Origin of the sequence: Planosporangium mesophilum (assembly GCF_016863255.1) — a bacterium.
GTDB lineage: Bacteria > Actinomycetota > Actinomycetes > Mycobacteriales > Micromonosporaceae > Planosporangium > Planosporangium mesophilum.
Window position 1 is genome coordinate 158,248 of record NZ_BOON01000017.1, and the last position, 18,311, is coordinate 176,558.

At 70.4% G+C, this 18,311-nt stretch carries 16 protein-coding genes; 9 read left to right on the forward strand and 7 right to left on the reverse strand.

Annotation, left to right across the window (positions count from 1 at the left end):
* Positions 1 to 46: 46 nt before the first annotated feature.
* Both Pme01_RS09455 and Pme01_RS09460 read right to left on the reverse strand, forming a co-directional pair.
* Positions 47 to 1,126, reverse strand: a complete 1,080-nt coding sequence (locus tag Pme01_RS09455; protein ID WP_168113680.1) for an inositol-3-phosphate synthase — start codon at positions 1,124 to 1,126, stop codon at positions 47 to 49.
* A 24-nt stretch (positions 1,127 to 1,150) separates the two neighbouring features.
* Positions 1,151 to 1,744, reverse strand: coding sequence for a PadR family transcriptional regulator (locus tag Pme01_RS09460; RefSeq protein WP_168113681.1), 594 nt, complete (start codon positions 1,742 to 1,744; stop codon positions 1,151 to 1,153).
* A gap of 187 nt (positions 1,745 to 1,931) precedes the next feature.
* Here Pme01_RS09460 and Pme01_RS09465 point away from each other — a divergent pair, with 187 nt between their 5' ends.
* The 3 genes from Pme01_RS09465 to Pme01_RS09475 all read left to right on the forward strand — a co-directional run bounded on the left by Pme01_RS09465 (position 1,932) and on the right by Pme01_RS09475 (position 7,081).
* Complete coding sequence (locus Pme01_RS09465; RefSeq protein ID WP_168113682.1) at positions 1,932 to 2,414, forward strand: DUF5318 domain-containing protein; 483 nt, start codon at positions 1,932 to 1,934, stop codon at positions 2,412 to 2,414.
* A gap of 234 nt (positions 2,415 to 2,648) precedes the next feature.
* Positions 2,649 to 5,408 carry a transglycosylase domain-containing protein gene (locus Pme01_RS09470; protein WP_168113683.1) on the forward strand — a complete coding sequence of 920 codons (2,760 nt, stop codon included), beginning with the start codon at positions 2,649 to 2,651 and terminating at the stop codon, positions 5,406 to 5,408.
* Between the two features lie 131 nt (positions 5,409 to 5,539).
* Entirely contained in the window at positions 5,540 to 7,081 is a 1,542-nt protein-coding gene (locus tag Pme01_RS09475; protein ID WP_373315474.1) for a glycosyltransferase family 87 protein, read from the forward strand.
* Positions 7,082 to 7,088: 7 nt separating this feature from the next.
* On the opposite strand, the gene Pme01_RS09480 is transcribed toward Pme01_RS09475, so the two are convergent.
* Both Pme01_RS09480 and Pme01_RS09485 read right to left on the reverse strand, forming a co-directional pair.
* The gene (locus Pme01_RS09480) at positions 7,089 to 9,002 is read right to left on the reverse strand and encodes a putative glycosyltransferase family protein (RefSeq protein WP_168113685.1); all 1,914 of its coding nucleotides are present in this window, start codon (positions 9,000 to 9,002) and stop codon (positions 7,089 to 7,091) included.
* A 7-nt stretch (positions 9,003 to 9,009) separates the two neighbouring features.
* Entirely contained in the window at positions 9,010 to 9,786 is a 777-nt protein-coding gene (locus Pme01_RS09485) for a deoxyribonuclease IV (RefSeq protein WP_168113686.1), read from the reverse strand.
* 132 nt (positions 9,787 to 9,918) lie between these two features.
* Here Pme01_RS09485 and Pme01_RS09490 point away from each other — a divergent pair, with 132 nt between their 5' ends.
* The 5 genes from Pme01_RS09490 to rplI all read left to right on the forward strand — a co-directional run bounded on the left by Pme01_RS09490 (position 9,919) and on the right by rplI (position 12,628).
* The gene (locus Pme01_RS09490) at positions 9,919 to 10,704 is read left to right on the forward strand and encodes a hypothetical protein (RefSeq protein ID WP_168113687.1); all 786 of its coding nucleotides are present in this window, start codon (positions 9,919 to 9,921) and stop codon (positions 10,702 to 10,704) included.
* 279 nt (positions 10,705 to 10,983) lie between these two features.
* Positions 10,984 to 11,274, forward strand: a complete 291-nt coding sequence (gene rpsF, locus Pme01_RS09495; RefSeq protein ID WP_168113688.1) for a 30S ribosomal protein S6 — start codon at positions 10,984 to 10,986, stop codon at positions 11,272 to 11,274.
* 98 nt (positions 11,275 to 11,372) lie between these two features.
* Positions 11,373 to 11,906: a single-stranded DNA-binding protein gene (locus Pme01_RS09500; protein ID WP_168113689.1), complete on the forward strand. Its 534-nt coding sequence runs from the start codon at positions 11,373 to 11,375 to the stop codon at positions 11,904 to 11,906.
* 20 nt (positions 11,907 to 11,926) lie between these two features.
* Positions 11,927 to 12,166, forward strand: a complete 240-nt coding sequence (gene rpsR, locus Pme01_RS09505) for a 30S ribosomal protein S18 (protein ID WP_168113690.1) — start codon at positions 11,927 to 11,929, stop codon at positions 12,164 to 12,166.
* A gap of 12 nt (positions 12,167 to 12,178) precedes the next feature.
* Entirely contained in the window at positions 12,179 to 12,628 is a 450-nt protein-coding gene (rplI, locus tag Pme01_RS09510; RefSeq protein WP_168113691.1) for a 50S ribosomal protein L9, read from the forward strand.
* Positions 12,629 to 12,712: 84 nt separating this feature from the next.
* On the opposite strand, the gene Pme01_RS09515 is transcribed toward rplI, so the two are convergent.
* Positions 12,713 to 14,500, reverse strand: coding sequence for a hypothetical protein (locus tag Pme01_RS09515; RefSeq protein WP_168113692.1), 1,788 nt, complete (start codon positions 14,498 to 14,500; stop codon positions 12,713 to 12,715).
* A 511-nt stretch (positions 14,501 to 15,011) separates the two neighbouring features.
* On the opposite strand from Pme01_RS09515, the gene dnaB reads away from it, so the two are divergent.
* Complete coding sequence (gene dnaB / locus Pme01_RS09520; protein WP_373315477.1) at positions 15,012 to 16,433, forward strand: replicative DNA helicase; 1,422 nt, start codon at positions 15,012 to 15,014, stop codon at positions 16,431 to 16,433.
* Here dnaB and Pme01_RS09525 read toward each other — a convergent pair.
* Entirely contained in the window at positions 16,430 to 17,056 is a 627-nt protein-coding gene (locus tag Pme01_RS09525; protein ID WP_168113694.1) for a phosphoribosyltransferase, read from the reverse strand. The genes dnaB and Pme01_RS09525 overlap by 4 nt on opposite strands.
* The gene (locus Pme01_RS09530) at positions 17,053 to 18,306 is read right to left on the reverse strand and encodes a glycosyltransferase 87 family protein (RefSeq protein WP_168114066.1); all 1,254 of its coding nucleotides are present in this window, start codon (positions 18,304 to 18,306) and stop codon (positions 17,053 to 17,055) included. The genes Pme01_RS09525 and Pme01_RS09530 overlap by 4 nt, the downstream gene beginning before the upstream one ends.
* Positions 18,307 to 18,311 lie beyond the last annotated feature (5 nt).

Genomic DNA, 18,311 nt, shown 5'->3' on the forward strand with positions numbered 1-18,311 from the left:
CCCGCCGCCGTCCGGAAAAAACGTACGTTTCCCGTGAAACGTTCCGTCAGCGATCGACCTCGCCGCGGATGAACTTCTCCACGGCCTCGTGCGCGTCGTGGTCGTTGTACTGCACCGGCGGCGACTTCATGAAGTAGCTGGAGGCGCTCAGGATCGGGCCGCCGATACCCCGGTCCTTGGCGATCTTCGCGGCGCGCACCGCGTCGATGATGACGCCGGCCGAGTTGGGCGAGTCCCACACCTCGAGCTTGAGTTCGGCGTTGAGCGGCGTGTCGCCGAACGACCTGCCCTCCAGGCGGATGTAGGCCCACTTGCGGTCGTCGAGCCACGGCACGTGGTCGGAAGGTCCGATGTGGACGGAGGCCTTCTCCATCTCGTGCGGGATCTGCGAGGTCACCGACTGGGTCTTCGAGATCTTCTTCGACACCAGGCGGTTGCGCTCGAGCATGTTCATGAAGTCCATGTTCCCGCCGAAGTTGAGCTGGTACGTGCGCAGCAGCTCGACGCCGCGGTCCTCGAACAGCTTCGCCAGCGCCCGGTGCACGATCGTCGCGCCCACCTGGCTCTTGATGTCGTCACCGACGATCGGCAGCCCCGCGTCCTCGAACTTCTTGGCCCACACCGGGTCCGACGCGATGAAGACCGGCAGCGCGTTGACGAACGCGCACCCGGCGTCGATGGCAGCCTGGGCGTAGAACTTGTCCGCCTGGTCCGAACCGACCGGCAGGTAGCTGACGACGACGTCGACCCGGGCCTCGCGAAGCGCGGCGGCCACGTCGACGGGGGCGTCGTCGGACTCCTCGATCATCTCTCGGTAGTACTGGCCCATGCCGTCGTAGGTCGGTCCACGCTGGACCGTCACGCCGGTGGGTGGCACGTCGCAGAGCTTGATGGTGTTGTTCTCGCTGGCGACGATCGCCTCGGCCAGGTCGCGCCCGACCTTCTTGGCGTCGACGTCGAACGCGGCCACAAACTCGACATCGGAGACGTGGTAGTCCCCGAAGGTGACATGCATCAGACCCGGGACGCGATCTCCGGGATCGGCGTTGCGGTAGTACTCCACGCCCTGGACCAGGGACGAGGCGCAGTTACCGACACCGACGATGGCAACGCGGACGGAGCCCATCGCGAGTGCCTCCTCACTTCTGGCTTATCGCTCCGGCGGGTCCGGAGGCGGGTTGGAAGGGATAGTTACCTGGGGGGGTCGACCGGAGCGCTCGTGCGCGATGAGCTCCTCCAACCAGCGGACCTCGCGCTCACAGGCGTCCAGACCGTGGCGTTGCAGCTCGAGCGTGTAGGCGTCGAGTCGTTCGGCCGCGCGCGAGAGCACGTCTCGCATACCTTCGCGGCGCTCTTCGACCCGGCGACGGCGTCCCTCGAGGATGCGTAGCCGGGTCGCGGAATCGGTACGGGCGAAGAACGCGAAGTGCACGCCGAACCCCGGGTCGTCGAAGGTCTCGGGACCCGAGCTGCCGAGCAGTTCCTGGAAACGTTCCTTGCCCTCTGCCGTGATCTTGTAGACCACCCGGCTCCGCCGGTTGGTCAACAGTGGTGCGTCGGCGGCGGGCGCCACCGACTCCTCGGTGATGCAGCCGGCGGCCTGCAGCCGACGCAGCGTCGGATACAGCGATCCGTAGCTGATGGCTGCCCGGAACGCGCCGAGCTTCGTGGTGAGCTGCTTGCGCAGCTCGTATCCGTGCATGGGCGACTCGTGCAGGAGTCCGAGAATGGCGAACTCGAGCACCGTCGCCTCCCTTCACCACCTGTCCCCCGTGACATCTGCCCGATGTATCGGGTCGATACATCGCACGTTAGGCGCAGCGGTCCGGGCACGCAACTCGAAGCGGTGAAATAGGCGTGTCGGGTCGCTCACTGATCACTATGGGTGACCGTTGTCGCCGTGTTGCGCATGACCGCGTACCCTCGGGCGCATGCGTACGCAGCGCCAGGTCGTCGACTACTCGCTTCGGCGGCGGTCAGTGCTGCGCGAGGTGTACTCCGGGCGGGTCGGTACCCATGAGGTGTGCGACGCCTCGCCCTACCTCAAAAGCGCAGCCAAGTTCCACGGCGAGCCGACCGAGGACCACTGTCCCGTCTGCCGTCGCGAGAACCTCACGCACGTCCACTACATCTACGGCGACGAGCTCAAGCAGGCCGCCGGACAGGCCCGCCGCAAGGCGGAACTGCCGGTCCTGGCGATGACGTTCCGTGAGTTCCAGGTGTACGTCGTCGAGGTGTGTCGTGGCTGCGGCTGGAACCACCTCGTCGAGCAGTACCTGCTCGGCCGGGACGGGATCGAGCAGTCGACCGGGACGGCCGACGCGGTGGGCGCGAACGCGCCGGCCGGTTCGACCGGCGCCGGCCGCACGCCGACCCGTGCCCGTACCCGGCTGCGACCCGGGAGCGGCGAGTGAGGAGAGCTCGCCATACCGACCGTCGGTCCTCGTGGCCGGGTCGGAGCGAGACCTTTGGATCACGTCCGATAAATCGGAACTTATCTATTAACGGCCCTTTCGGTGGCGGCACCGCCCGTGACGTGCGCGGAACCCGGTACGTACGGACGTGTGTCGCTTCGCCGGTAGGTGGCAGGGCTCACGGATCCTGATGATGGCAGTGGTGTCAGCATCACAACCGGCAAGGTGGGACGCATGAACGACGGTGACCCGAACGCCCCCCGGCGGGGGCGGGCCCAGGTTCCGGGCTCGCCCGGTGGCCCCGCTGGCGGGAACCCCTTCGGCGGCATGCCCATGGCGGATGGCTCCGGCGCCTCGTCCGGCCGTGCGCGGGTCGGCCGCGCGTCGGTCGGGGGTGCCGGCGGTGGCGCCGCCGGACGTGCCCCCGTGGGAGGTGCCGCCGGCAGTGCCGGACGGGCCCGCGTACCGGTTCAGAGCGGTGCGGCCGGTCGCGCCACGGTGGGCCGCGCCAGCGTGTCCGCCGGTGCGGCGGACGACGTCATCGAGAACCGGGGAAGCAGTGGCCGGCCGGCGAAGGGCTCGCCGCCGTCGGGCGCCGCGGCCGCGCGGGCCAAGCGGGCCCGGCGCCGCAACATGATCCTCGGCGCGTTCGCCCTCTTCATCATGATCGCCGGTGGCACGGTCGTCGGTGGCACGTTCTTCTACGACGACGTCGCCCTGCCCAAGGATCTGCCGCAGCGGGAGCAGTCGACGACGATCTACTACTCGGACAACAAGACCGAGATGGGGAAGATCGGTAACCAGAACCGGACCATCATCCCGAGCGACCAGATCCCGAAGGACGTCAAGAACGCGGTCGTCGCGACCGAGAACAAGACCTTCTACACCGACCGCGGTATCTCGTACACCGGCATCGCCCGGGCGGCCTGGAACAACATGACCGGTGGCGAACGCCAGGGCGCCTCGACCATCACCCAGCAGTACGCCCGGGAGGTCGCCGAGCTCAAGGGGATCACGTACTCGCGGAAGCTGCGCGAGGCCGTGCTGGCGATGAAGCTCAACGACACGTACGACAAGGACAAGATCCTTACCGCGTACCTCAACACGGTCTACTTCGGACGTAACTCGTACGGTATCGAGGCGGCCGCTCAGGCGTACTTCGGCAAGAGCGCCAAGCAACTGGACGCCGCCGAGGGCATGGCCCTGGCCGCGATGATCAAGAACCCGGCGGGCGGCCCGAACGGCCTCAGCTACTACGACGGCACCGTCCAGCCGGAGCAGGCGGTCGCCCGGTTCGAGAGCATCAAGCCGAACATGGTCGAGATGAAGTTCATCACGCCGGAACAGGCCGCGACGCTGAAGTACCCGCCGATGAAGAGGTACGACCCGAGCGACCCGGCGTTCGCGCCGCAGTGGGGCCTCGACCGGCCGACCGGCAACGTCCTGCACAACGTGATCGACGAACTGACCCACATGACCGACGCGAAGGGGAACCCGATGTTCCCCGACCTCGAGGCCGGCGGCTACCGGATCGTCACCACGATCGACAAGAACATGCAGGACCAGGCCGAGAAGTACGCCAGCGGGAAGCTCAAGGACTCCCCGCTGGCGAGCGCGAAGGCCGGCGCGATCCAGGGCGTCCCACCGGAGCAGAACAAGGTCGTGGCGGCACTGGTGTCCGTCGAGCCGTACAGCGGCCGGGTCAAGGCCTACTACGGCGGCCCGAACGGCGCCGAGCAGGACGTGGCCGGGGTCTGGCGGGACAAGATCCTCAGCCCCGACAAGAAGGACGACTGGGCCGGCTTCGGCCGGCACGCGCCGGCGTCCTCATTCAAGGTCTACACGCTCGGTGCGGCGCTCCGGGAGGGCATCTCCGTCAACTCGTACTGGGACGCCCCGGCGACCAAGAAATACGACGGTGAGCCCGGCGAGATCCGCAACGCGGAGGGGAACGGCAAGTGCGCCGCCGGCCAGACCTGCCGGCTGTGGGAGGCCACGGCGCAGTCGCTCAACGTGCCGTTCTACGACCTGACGAAGCAGATCGGGCCGAGCAAGGTGCTCGAGTTCGCCCGTGACGCCGGGGTCCGGTACATCTGGGACGACAACGGCAAGAAGTACGACCTCAACCCGACCGGTCCGATCAAGGACCCCCTCAACGACGCCCACGTCGGCATCGGCCAGTTCCGGGTCACCGTCCTCGATCACGCCAACGGCGTCGCCACCCTCGCCGCCCGCGGCGCGCGGGCGCAGGCGCACTTCGTCTCGCAGGTGTACAAGGGCTCCGCGCTGCTGTACAAAGAGGCCTTCAAGCCGGCCCAGATCCGCGGGTTCACCCAGCAGATGGCGGACGACGAGGCGTACGCCCTGCAGAAGGTGCTCAGCAGTACCAACCCGGGTCTGCAGCTCGCCAACCAGCGCGTTGCCGCCGCCAAGACCGGTACCTGGCAGGCCACCGAGGGTGCCAGCGACACCAAGAACAACGGCAACTCCAACGCCTGGATGGTCGGGTACATCGCCCCCGACCTGACCAAGAAGCCGCAGCAGTTCTACGGGTTGGCGACGGCGGTGTGGATGGGTGCGCTCAAGGGGGACAGTGTGCCGATCACCATCGGTCGCTCGCCGATGTTCGGCTCCTCCGGTCCGGGGAAGATCTGGAAGGGCTACATGGACGTCGTCACCACCAGCATGCCGAAGACCAAGTTCGCCGAGCCGAAGTTCGTCGGGGACGACAGCAGGGGCAACGTGGCGGCACCGGTGGCCCCGCCGCCCGCCGACCCGAACGCGGGTCAGCCCGGCGGTATCTGCATCCCGCCGTTCTGCCAGCCGGGGCAGCAGCAGCCGGGTGGGCCGGGGCAACCCGGTCAGCCCCCGGCCCAGCCGGGAGTCGTGCCCGGCAACGGCAACGGCAACGGCAACGGCCATGGCAACGGCGGTCAGGGCGGCGGCGGACCGGCACCGGGCACACCGGCCGTGTTCCCGTTCAGACGGAACTGAGCTGAAAGATGTCGAGGCCCCCGCGCGGTAGCGATCGCGCGGGGGCCTCGCCGTTGCGCCCGCCCGGCCGATTACGGCCACCAGGGGCGAAAAGCTGCCGTCGCGCCACACGGCCGCCGGGATCGGGCAGGATGCCAACCATGAGCACGAACACGGTGGCGCAGCCGGACCCCCGCCCGACGAACGGGAGGCCTGACGACCTCGTTGACGAGCCGGCCCGATCCGACCGGTTCGTCCGCGGCCTGTCCGAGGCGATCGGCGGCCCGCTCGGCGAGCACGCCGTACGGCCACCGCGCTCGAGGTTCGGCGGCGGCCGGTTCTGGACCCCGGTGCGCATCGTGCTGGCCCTGACCTGCCTGATGCTGTCGCTGCACTGGGTGCAGAAGTCGCCGTGTCGGGACGGCGCGTGGGGCCAGGACCTACCGCAGTACAAGCACTTCTGCTACACCGACGTGCTCGCGCTGTACTACGCCGAAGGGCTGGCCGAGGGCAAGGTGCCCTACGCCGGTCACGCCGTCGAGTACCCGGTGCTGACCGGCGTGTTCATGGGCGCGCTGGGGCTGCCGGTACACGCGTTCGCCGCCGACAGCCCGGGGATCAACCAGGCCCAGCGCTTCTACGACCTGAACGCGCTGGTCCTCGGCGCGCTCGCGGTCGCCACCGTGGCGATGATCCTGGCGCTGCGCCGGCGCCGACCCTGGGACGCGGCGATGTTCGCGCTGTCACCGGCGCTCTTCGTTTCCGCGACCGTCAACTGGGATCTGCTCGCGGTCGCGCTGTCCGCCTTCTTCCTGTACTTCTGGGCCCGCAAGCGACCCGTGCTGGCCGGGCTGATGCTCGGCCTGGCGACCGCCGCGAAGTTCTACCCGCTGCTGCTGGCCGGCGCGCTGATCGCGCTCGCCCTGCGGACCGCACGGCGGCGGGAGGTCTCCGCCGTGCTCACCACGCTTGGCGTCGCGGCCGGCACCTGGGTGGCCGTGAACGCGCCGGTCGCGCTGCTGTATCCGAGTTCGTGGCGGGAGTTCTTCCGCCTCAACTCCGAACGGGGCGTCGACTGGGGAACGATCTGGTACATCGGCGAACACTTCCCGCTCGGCGGTGACCGGTACGGGCTCCCGCCGTTCCAGTGGCTGGACCACCAGCCCGGGCACGGGACGCTGAACACGCTGTACCTGCTGTTGTTCGTCCTCGCGTGCGTCGGCATCCTGCTGCTGGTCCTCCGCGCACCGCGGCGCCCGCGCCTGGCGCAGGTGGCGTTCCTGATCGTGGCGGCCTTCCTGGTGACCGGCAAGGTGTGGTCGCAGCAGTACGTGTTGTGGCTGCTGCCGCTGGCGATCCTGGCCCGCCCCCGCTGGGGCGCGTTCCTGGCCTGGCAGTTCGCTGAGGTCGCATACTTCGTGTCGTTCTACGGCGAGCTGATGAACGCCTCCGGGCGCAACGTCTTCCCCGAGTGGGTCTTCGTGCTGGCGTCCGTCCTGCGGCTGGGCACGGTGTGCGCCCTGATCTGGTTGGTGGTCCGCGACATCCTGCGGGCCGCCGACGACGTGGTGCGGCAGACGTACCCCGACGACCCTGACGGCGGCGTATTCGACGGCGCCCCGGACGCCGACTGGCTACGCCTGAGCCCGGAGCGCGGGTGGATCGACGGCGAGGCCGCCCCGGCGACTCGCTGACGCGGCGCTACGGCGTGAGCGTGTAGATGATCATGTCGCCGCGCTCCTCGCGGGTGATGCCCAGCGAGTCCACGTTCGCGGCGAGCCGCATCGGGTCGTCGAGCTTGTCGCGGAGGATCACCACGGTGCGCACTCCGGCGGCACGAAGCTGCTCGACACTGTCCGCCTCGGGGAACTTGTCCCCCGCCGCGCGCAGCTCGGCCTGCTTCGGCGGCTGGTATCCGCTGAGGCCGTTGACCATGGTCGGGAAGCCCGACGTGCTCCACAGCATGTACACCTCGTCGTCGTTCCCCTCGTCCGGAAGGACCAGGAACGGACCCCGTAGCTGGCTGAACCCGGCCGGCGGGGCGGGTACCACGGGGTGCGGCATCGTGTTCACGCCCTCGGCCACCACCAGCGCGAGCGGGATCAGCGAGGCGACCCGTAGCAGCCGCTCGCGCCAACCCGGTACGCGGTCGCCCCGCGCGGTGCCACCGCGCCCGGCCAGTCCGGTGAGCGCGCCGGCCGCGAGGACGCCGAGCAGCAGCGTGGTCCAGATGATCAGCCGACCGGGGGTACGGAGGGCGTCGATCCCCGGCAGATGGTAGAGGGCCACGTACCCCAGCCAGCCATTGAACGGCCCGTTGGTGCCGAGCGCGCAGACCAGCGTCACCACCACGGCGGCCGCCAGCGCCAGGCGGGCACGCAGCGACCACGCCGAGACGAACAGCCCGGCCAGCGCCAGCCCGATCAGCGCGAAGCCGGGGAGCAGCGCCATCTCGGGCGGGAACGGCAGGCTCTCCCGGATCGCCGTGTGCGCGGTGCCCCACACCAGCGAGTCCGGCGGGGCAACCAGGAAGCCGCGCAGCGGCGGCGAGAAGACCCTCAGGTCCGAGATGGTCCGGCCCACGTTCGGGTACGTGGCCATGACCCGGAAGAACGGGTAGGCCATGAACGCCGTGACGGCCAGGAACACGACGCCGCCGATCAGGTTGAACAGCACCGCACGGCGCGGTATCCGCCACCGACGCAGCAGCCAGGCGACCGCCCCGACCAGGACGCAGCCGCCGAGCACGTACCCGAAGATGATGCCGATGCCGAAGCCGATCGAGATCTGCCAGGCGGCCACCAACCAGCCCGCGAGGATCCATCGCGGGCGGACCAGCTCGCGCCGGTAGCCGTCGCGCAGCGAGAGCCCGTGCCCCCGGGCCAGCATCGCCAGCGCCAGCACGATCCCGCCGTTCGACATGATGTGCAGGTGGCCGGACTGGCTGTAGTGCCACGGCGCGTACGCGTAGGCGACGCCGGCGAGCGCCGCGCCGACGCGGTTCGCGCCGAGCTGGCGGACCAGGGCGTACGCCCCGACGAACGCGAGCGCGAACGCGAAGATGAACAGCACGTTGTACCGGATCACCGCCGCCACCCAGCCGGTACCGATGAGGCCGGCCGGCAGGTATCCCAGCATGGTGTCGGTGAACGCCAGGCTGTACGGGTTGGGGTAGAACGCGTTGGTGTGCCACAACTGGGACGGGTCGTGGGTGAGGGCGTGACCCGACCAGGACAGGATCCAGGCCACCAGCGGCGGGTCCCCGAGGTCCTCGGGCAACGTGTCGCTCGGGTGCAGTGCGGCCGGCCACGTCATGGCCACGGAGAGCAGGACACCGAGGACGCTCACCACGGTCCATTCGTGGCTCAGCACCCGGCCCAGCCGTCCGGCCCATCGCCGTACCCGGCCCGGAGCCCGGACCGACGCCGGTCCGAACGCCTCCCACCGGTCCGGGCCGTCGCCGGAGGCGGTCACGCCGGCTGAGGCGCCGTCGGCGCCCGAGCCTGCTCCCGGATCCGTCGCTTCGCCGGGGGTGTCCTCCGCCTCCCCGGCCGCCGTGCTTTCCGTGGGCGTGTCGGCCCGGTCCGATCCCGTCGGTTCACGATCGCTGGTCATGGTCGCCTTACGTCGTCAGCCGTTCGCGCAGGTAGGCGATGTCCGCCGCCTGTCCCTCCGCCCCACCGGGCGTCTCCACCACGACCGGGCAGCCGGCCGCGCGGACCACCGCGGTGAGGAGGTCGGGGTCGATCGTGCCCTGTCCGAGGTTGGCGTGTCTGTCCCGTCCGGAGTCGAACGCGTCACGGGAATCGTTGGCGTGGACGAGATCGATACGGCCCGTGATGGCCTTTACCCGGTCGACGATGCCGAGCAGGTCTTCCCCGCCGGCGTGGGCGTGGCAGGTGTCGAGACAGAAACCGACCTCGTACTCCCCGATCGCGTCCCAGAGTCGGGCGAGCGAGTCGAAGCGGCGGGCGCACGCGTTGTCGCCGCCGGCCGTGTTCTCGATCAGGACCCGGGTGCCGAAGCCGCCCGACTCCGCCGCGTACGCGAAGGTCTTCCGCCAGTTGTCGAAGCCCTTGGCGATGTCGTCGCCCTTGTTGACGTGACCGCCGTGCACGATGACTCCGCTGGCGCCGATCTCGGCCGCGGACTTGGTGTGCGCCACGAGGAGCTTGCGACTGGGGATCCGGATGCGGTTGTTCAGCGTCGCCACATTGATCACGTACGGCGCGTGGACGAAGACATCGATCTCACTCGCGCGCAGCTCGGCGGCGTCCGCGCGCGGCTCGGGCGACGCCCAGCCCTGTGGGTCGGAGAGGAAGAACTGCACCACGTCGGCCGAGCGCGCTCCGGCGGCGCCGAGTGGGTCGGTTGAGTCGAGGTGTGCCCCGATACGCATGCGGCAGAGCCTACGACGAACCGCTGACATCGAACCCGCGTCACTGTGCCCTATTCGCGTCGTTAGTCCGATCGACCCCGAACCAAAGGTATGAGCCGCGCCGGTCCCCCCGGTGCGCCCCGGAAGATGTGGATGTCGACGTTGTCTGGACACCGAAGGACCCCAGGCGCGGCGGCGGCGATCGCGGCGGTAGCCTTCGCCGCCGGCCTGAGCCTGGGCACCGCCCCCGCGTACGCCGCAGACAGTCAGACGGTGAACTTCACCGGCGGCAGCGTGCTGAGCATGCTGGTGTGCAAGTCCGAGCCGAGTGTGGCCCGGCTGAACGTTCCCCGCGAGTCGCGCGTCATGTTCGTCAACCGCCTCGGCCAAGCCGCGACGCTGCGCATCAACGGACAGCCGGCGGTGGAGGTCGGTCCCAACAAGGCGGCGCCGGTCGTCTTCCACCGCGGGCCGGTCTCGGTCTCGATGACCTTCTCCTGCGGCGCCGGCATCGTCCAGCAGTTCTCCGCCGCGTCGGTCTCCGTCACCGGTGGGGGTGCGCCGCCGACGCAGAAGCCGACCGCCAAGCCGTCGACGCCCGCCGCGAGCCACAGCGCACCGGCCAAGAGCCGTGCCGGTGAGACCGGTCGAGCGGCGCTGTCGCCGGTGCGGCCGGCCACCCCGAGCAGCGACGCGGTGGTGCCGGCCGGCGACGGCGGTGGTCCGGCCGCACCCGACCCGGCGGCCGGTGCGGCCACCAACTCCGGAAAGGGCGGTAACGCGGTCGCCCTTGAGCCGATCGTGACGGCCTCCGGTACGCCGAGGGACAGCGCCTCGGGCCTGCTCGCGCTGGTCGCCGCGGTTTGCGCGATCGGCGTGACGATAGCGTCTATTCGGGCTATTATCTCAAAACGTACAACTCAGACGCGCTACGCGTAGGGTTCATACAGTCTCCGCGGGGCTCTCGTCCAACTCGCTGGTGTGGTCGTTCCTCCCCAGGTCCCACCCAAGAAACGGACGAGCGCCCCGCGGTCTCTTCAGGTGGTCGGCCGGCGTTCGCGCCGGTCGACTCTTGTATTGACAGTGGCCCGGCTCCACCTTCGGCGGGCCGAGCCGCTATTCTTGTTCGGTTCACCGGCATCCGGTGCCGGTGAACCGACGCACGACCTCCTGCCACGGAAGGACCGTGGCCGCCAGACCAGAGGGGGTGAGCACGTCTTGCGTCATTACGAAATCATGGTGATCCTCGATGGAAGTCTCGAGGAGCGCACCGTCGCACCGTCGCTTGACACGTACCTGAACGTGATCCGGACGTCCGGTGGCTCGGTGGAGAAGCTCGACGTGTGGGGCCGTCGGCGCCTCGCGTACGAGATCAACAAGAAGACCGAGGGTATCTACGCCGTCATCGACCTGCAGGCTGAGCCGCAGGCCGTGGCAGAGCTGGACCGTCAGCTGCGACTCAACGAGTCCGTGCTGCGTACCAAGGTCATTCGGCCGGAAGTCCGCTAAGACATTTCCGGCAGAGCCCGATCACGCTCCGGGCCGAAATTGTCACACCCGAGTGACAATCTGAGCCCGAACAGCCGAATGCGCGCGAGGAGCGACCAATGGCAGGAGAAACGATCATCACGGTCGTCGGCAATCTGACCGATGACCCCGAGCTCCGCTTCACCCCCTCGGGTGCGGCGGTCGCCAAGTTCCGCGTCGCCTCGACCCCGCGCACGCTTGACCGGGCGTCCGGCGAGTGGAAGGACGGCGAGCCGCTCTTCCTGGCGTGCAACATCTGGCGCCAGGCGGCCGAGAACGTGGCCGAGTCGCTGCAGCGCGGCGCCCGGGTGATCGTCACCGGCCGGCTGCGTCAGCGGTCGTACGAGACGCGCGAGGGCGAGAAGCGCACGGTCATGGAGCTGGAAGTCGACGAGATCGGCCCCTCGCTGCGGTACGCCACGGCGAAGGTGCAGAAGATGTCGCGCAGCTCCGGTGGCGGTGGCGGCTTCGGTGCCTCCAGCGGCGGCGGTGGCGGTGGCGGTAACCGGGGCGGCGGCGGTGGTTACGCCGACGACCCCTGGGCCAGTGCCGCGCCGGCCGGTGGAAACGGCGGCGGATCGGGCTCCTCCTTCGAGGAAGAGCCCCCGTTCTAATGGCATTTGGAGCAAGGAAAATGGCGAAGGCTGCGGCACTGCGCAAGCCGAAGAAGAAGGTGAACCCTCTCGACAAGGAGAGCATCACCTACATCGACTACAAGGACACCGCGCTGCTGCGCAAGTTCATCTCCGACCGCGGCAAGATCCGCGCGCGGCGGGTGACGGGCGTGAGCGCCCAGCAGCAGCGGCAGGTTGCCCGTGCGGTCAAGAACGCCCGTGAGATGGCGCTCCTGCCGTACACGACCACGACCCGCTGAGAGGAGGCCGACATGAAGATCATCCTGACCCAGGAAGTGAACGGACTCGGCTCTCCCGGCGACATCGTCGAGGTCAAGGGCGGTTACGGACGCAACTACCTGCTCCCGCAGGGGTTCGCGATTCCGTGGAGCCGGGGCGCGGAGAAGCAGATCGACGTGATCAAGCGGGCCCGCGCGGCCCGGGAGATCCGCGACCTGGACCACGCCAACGAGGTCAAGGCGAGCCTGGAGAACCTGTCGGTCAAGCTCCCCGTGCGCGCGGGTGAGGGCGGCCGGCTCTACGGCTCGGTCACCCCGGCCGAGATCGCCGCTGCCGTCAAGCGCGCCGGCGGTCCCGACCTGGACAAGCGCCGGCTCGAACTGTCCGGCCACATCAAGTCCACCGGTGCCCACAAGGTGCAGATCCGCCTGCACCCGGAGGTCTCGGCGGCGTTCACGCTGAACGTGGTGCCCGAGAAGTAGGTCACCCACGACGCGGAAAACGGGCGGTGCGTACGACGCGCCGCCCGTTTTCGTGTCCGCGGTCCACCGCTCGATCCGGGCGGGTCAGGCGGTGTTGACCACCGTGTAGAGAATGGTCGCGATGCCGGCCCCCACGACCGCGGCGGCGAAGCCGACCGTGGCGGACCGCCAGAACGGCGAGACCCACCGGATCAGCAGCGCCATGAAGGCACTGAGCACAATCGCGATCCCGAGCTCCGGCAGGTGCGCCTGGAACGTCTGGAACGCCGCATCGCGCGGGGCGGGACAGGGCTGCCCGGCCGCGGTGACGCAGCCGGCCTGGGCGGTACTACCCAGCAGCACGGCCCATAGCAGGAACGCGCCGATCGGCAGGCCGAACCAGCCGACCGAGGCGAGGGCGGCGCCGACATACCGGTACGACGACACGTCGTCGGCGCCGCCGGCACGCCTCGCGGTGACGGCGGCCGGCCGGCGGACCGGCTCTCTCCGGCCGGTGGGGGTCTCCCTCCGGCCGTCAACGGTCTCACCACGGCCGGTGACGGCGCGCTGGGTGGTGCTGCCGGCGACGCTCCGTGGACCGGCGTACGCGGTCGTTCGGATGGAACTACGCCTCGGTGGCCACTCTTCCTCGTCGTCGTAACCGCTCACGGCGTGCCGGCCGGACCGGTAGCGGGGCGCGTCGTCCTGGTCGGGCTCGTCGTCGTATCGGGAGCGGAGCGCCCGGCGGCCCGACGGCTCGGAGTCGCCGACCCGGTAGTCGTCCTCGCGGCCGCGGATCGCCCGCGTCACGCTCCTGGGGATCTCACCGGTGTCGTCGTACCGCCGGACGCTGAAGCTCGGCTGCTCACCGGTGTCGCCGCTACGCGGGACCCACTCGCCACGGCTGCTGCTCCAGGAACCGGTCTCCGTGCTCCGGTCGCCGCCGTCGAGGTCCTCGTCGAACGAGGGCGGACGGCGCCAGGAGCCGGTGGTCGCGGTGTCCCGGGCACGCCAGGTGCCCGTCTCGCTGCGCCACGTCTCCAGGTCGGAGTCGGCGTGCCTGCCACCGCCTTCCGCCGGAGTCCCGGCGGAACCGATGGCACGGGTACCGAAGCGGGCCGTGCCCGGGTCCCGGGACCCGACGCGGCCGCCGCTGATGTCACCGGGTTCAAGGTCGATCGTCGTGCCGCTGCGCCACGGGGCCGGTTCGGCACGCCAGGCCTCGGTCGCGGGATCCTCGCCGATCCCGGTCGGCTGCGGCGGACGCCACGAGTCCGTACCGCCCTGGTCGCGGGAGCGGGACGACGCGGGGATGAACCCGTTCCAGCTGGACGAGGAGTCCGACAGCAGGTCCAACGGGTCGATGCGCGGCCGGGTCGAAGCCGGGAGCGCTCGCAGGGCCGCCTGCTCCTCGGCGCGCCGGGAGCGGCGTGGGCCCTCCTCCTCGCTGCGGCGGGAGCGGCGGGGCTCCGGGTCGTCGACGACGCTCGGCCAGGAGCCGGGACGGTACGGGCGTACCGGCTCGTCGTCGTGGTCGCGCCGCGAGACGGTACCGGGCTCCCACCGTGGCTCGTCGTCCGACGATTCGGGGTACGCGGAGTAGCGGCTACGCGGGGAGCGGGGCTCGGGCAGGAGGTCGTCGCGCTCCTCCCGGGAGAAGGACCGCTCCGACGGCGAGAACGACCGCTCCGACGGCGAGAAGGACCGCTCCGACGGCGAGAAGGACCGCTCCGCGGACGGGAGGGCCCGGTCGTCGGTACGGGAAGGCCGGTCCTCGGCCGGGGAGATGGTCGACCAACCGGCCGCGTCCGAGCGGACGCGCGGGACGGGACGGTCGGACTGCCGCCCGCTCCGCTCAGCGGTCCGAGCGGTGCGGTCGCGCCGGGCGTTCAACGGGGTCGGGCGGTCGATCGTCGCATCGCCGAACTCGGCAGCGCTTGGCGGTCGGCGACCATGGCCGTCACGCGGCCTGTCCCCCTTGTCGCGATAGCCCACAGCCGGAGAGCGACCCTTCTGTGACGATGTTGCGGACACCCGGAGCCGGAATCCGGTCGGGTGGATCCGTTCGCCAGCGACGATACCCGGTGCCGTTCGGCGTGTCGTGACCTACTTTGTTTCGTCCACAGGCTGGGGACTAGATCAACCCAGGTCGGAGCGGGTACCGGTGCCTCGTCCCCAAGGTTTTCCCCAGCCACCGCACAGCTGTGCCCACCGGTTGCGGGCCGATGTCCACAGGTTGTCCCGAGGCCTGTCCACGACCCGAATTGTGCTCTGGCCTCGGAGTTTCTACGGTGGTCGCTCGGTGCTCTGTCGAAACTGTCGTACCCATGCGGTTTCCTGACACCTCCGGGGAACCGGGCGAGCAACAGGTCACGGAGGCGGGAGCATGTCGATCACGGATGACGTGCGGGCGGCCGAGTCGTGGCCACCGGACGGTCACGGCGGCGGCGAGCCGCGCGGGACCGCGCAACGCGCCGGCGGGTCCGGCGGCGACGGGCACTTCGACCGCACCCCGCCCCAGGACGTGGCGGCCGAGCAGTCCGTCCTCGGCGGCATGCTGCTGTCCAAGGACGCGATCGCCGACGTGGTCGAGATCCTCCGGTCAGCCGACTTCTACAAGCCCGCGCACACCACGATCTTCGACGCGATCATCGACATCTACGGGCGGGGCGAGCCCGCGGACGCGATCACCGTGGCGGCCGCGCTGCACGACTCCGGCGACCTGGCCCGGGTCGGTGGCGCGCCCTATCTGCACACGCTGCTCGCGAGCGTGCCAACGGCGGCCAACGCCGCCTACTACGCGAAGATCGTCAGCGAGCGTGCCGTACTGCGCCGACTCATCGAGGCCGGCACCCGCATCGTTCAGCTCGGTTTCGGCAGCGCCGCCGGCAACGGCCGCGACACCGACGACCTGGTCGACATGGCGCAGCAGGCCGTGTACGAGATCACCGAGCGCCGCACCAGCGAGGACTTCGCGGCGCTGGCCGAGATGCTGCAGCCCACGCTCGACGAGATCGAGGCGGTCGGCGCGTCGGGCGGGGTGATGACCGGCGTGCCGACCGGCTTCACCGACCTGGACCGGCTGCTCAACGGCCTGCACCCGGGCCAGTTGATCATTGTTGCCGGCCGACCCGGACTCGGGAAGTCAACTGCATCGATGGACTTCGCCCGCAACGCGGCCATCCGGGCGAACTCGGCCAGCGCAATCTTCTCCCTGGAAATGAGCAAGGTCGAGATCGTCATGCGGGTGCTCTCGGCGGAGGCCAAGGTGCCGCTGCACGTGCTCCGCTCCGGCCAGCTCTCCGACGACGACTGGACCAAGCTGGCCCGCTGCATGGGCGAGATCAGCGACGCGCCGTTGTTCGTCGACGACACGCCCAACATGAACCTGATGGAGATCCGGGCGAAGGCTCGGCGGCTCAAGCAGAAGCACGACCTCAAGCTGATCGTCGTGGACTACCTCCAGCTGATGAGCTCGCCGAAGCGCACCGAGAGCCGTCAGCAGGAGGTCGCAGAGCTGTCGCGTGGCCTCAAGCTGCTGGCCAAGGAGGTCGAGGCCCCGGTGATCGCGGTGAGCCAGCTCAACCGTGGTCCCGAGCAGCGCACCGACAAGCGCCCCCAGCTGTCCGACCTGCGTGAGTCGGGCTCGATCGAGCAGGACGCGGACGTCGTCATCCTGCTGCACCGAGACGACTACTACGACAAGGAGTCGCCGCGGGCCGGCGAGGCCGACTTCATCGTCGCCAAGCACCGTAACGGCCCCACCGACACCGTGACCGTGGCCGCGCAGCTGCACCTGTCGCGGTTCGTGGACATGGCGATCTAGACCCGGGACAGTAGCGATACCACCTCGGCGTCACTGACCTGCTCGAACTCTTCGTACCAGCGGCTCACCGCATCGAAGTCGGTTGGCTGTACCGGGCAGATGACCTCGTCGGCGACCCGGAGCAACTGCTCGACGGCGAGCGGGGAGCCGACCGGTACGGCGACGACCACCCAGCGGGCGCCGAGCCGGCGGGCCACCGCGACCGCCGCCCGGGCACTGGCGCCGGTGGCCAGCCCGTCGTCGACCAGTACCGCGATCCGCCCGTCCAGCGCGAGCGGGGGCCGGCCGAGCCGGTACCACTGTTCGCGCCGGTCCAACTCCGCGAGCTCCCGCCGCAGCACGCCGGTGATCTCGTCCGCGGGCAACTGCGCGGCCAGGTCCTCGTTGAGGATGCACACGTCCTCGGCGCTCAGCGCGCCGAACGCGATCTCGGGAGCCGACGGAACCCCGAGCTTCCGTACGACCAGCGCCTCGAGGGTCACCTCCAGGCGCCGGGCGATCACCGCGGCGACCGGCACGCCGCCGCGTACCAGGCCGACGACGACGAGATCCGGGCGCCCGGCGTACTTGGCCAGCGCACCGGCGAGGACGGCGCCGCCCGCCGCGCGGTCGCGGAAACTCACTCCCCCTGTGTACGCCCGACGGCGATGCGCCGCGAACCCACGTGGGCCGGCGCACCCGCGTCGGCAACCGGGTGCAGCGCCGACCGCCAGACCAGGTACGCGGCCGGGTACAGCAGGTACCCGAACCGGGTGGCGGGCATCAGCGCGATCGCGGCGGTGAGCCCGTACGCGCTGAACGTCGCGGCGCTCCCGGCGTCACGCGGTGGCCGGCGCAGCAGCCACCAGCCGATCACGAGGCCCGCCACGACCAGCAGCGCCGCGGCGATGCCCCGCCCGGCCGGCAGGGCCGCCGCGATCAGGTGGCCGGGGAACGGCGACGCCGCCGGGCTGCCGACCAGTCCTCGGCCGAGTGGGAAGTGGACGAGGTTCTCCACGGCCGCACCGGGGTCCACCGCCACGGCCGGCACCACGGCCAGGACCGGCAACCCGAGGGCCGGTACGGCATAGCCGCCGAGCGCGCGCCGGCCGCGGGTCGCGGCGAACGCCAGCAGTACCAGCGCGACCGGCCAGGCGAACAGCTTGAGGGTCCCGGCCAGGCCCATCGCGAGTCCGGCGGCTGCCGGCCGGCCGGTCGCGGCGAGGGCGAACGCCAGCAGGCAGAGCGCGAGGACCGGCAGGTCGTCCCCGCCGACCGCGAGGGCGAGGGCGCACAGCGGCAGTACGGTCGCCGCCTGGGCAGCCCGTACCAGGGTCGCGCCGGGCACTCGCGGCGCCAGCACCGCCAGGGCCGCGCCGAGCGCGACGGCGGTGGCCAGTGCGAACCACACCCGGGCATCGGTCCACCAGGCGTTCCCGGCGAGCGCCCGGGGCAGCCCGAACACCGCCATGCCCGGCTGGTACGGGACGTACCCGAGCAGTCGCTCGTCGGGTGGCATCGCGGCGATCGCCGCCCGGCCGAGGTAGGGGGTACCGGCGTCCAGCAGGCGCCCGCCGGCGCGCTCGACGACGGTCACCTCCTCCTGCGCCTGGCCGTGGGCCGCCTCGACAACGAGTGGTACGAGCGCGGTCGCCACCCAGCACAGCCCGGTGACGACCGCCCGCCCGATCACAGCCGCGCGTCCGACGACGAGTTGGACGAGCACGCAGAGCGTGGCCGCCGCGTACCCGAAGACGGCGATGGCGCCCCAGGCGCGGTGCGGGCCGAGCGTGGAACCGGCCGCGGTGACGAGCGCGAACAGTGCGGACAGGCCGTACAGGGCGAGGTCGACGGCGAGAACCCGCGCCGCCGGACCTCCACGCGGGCGTACCATCACGG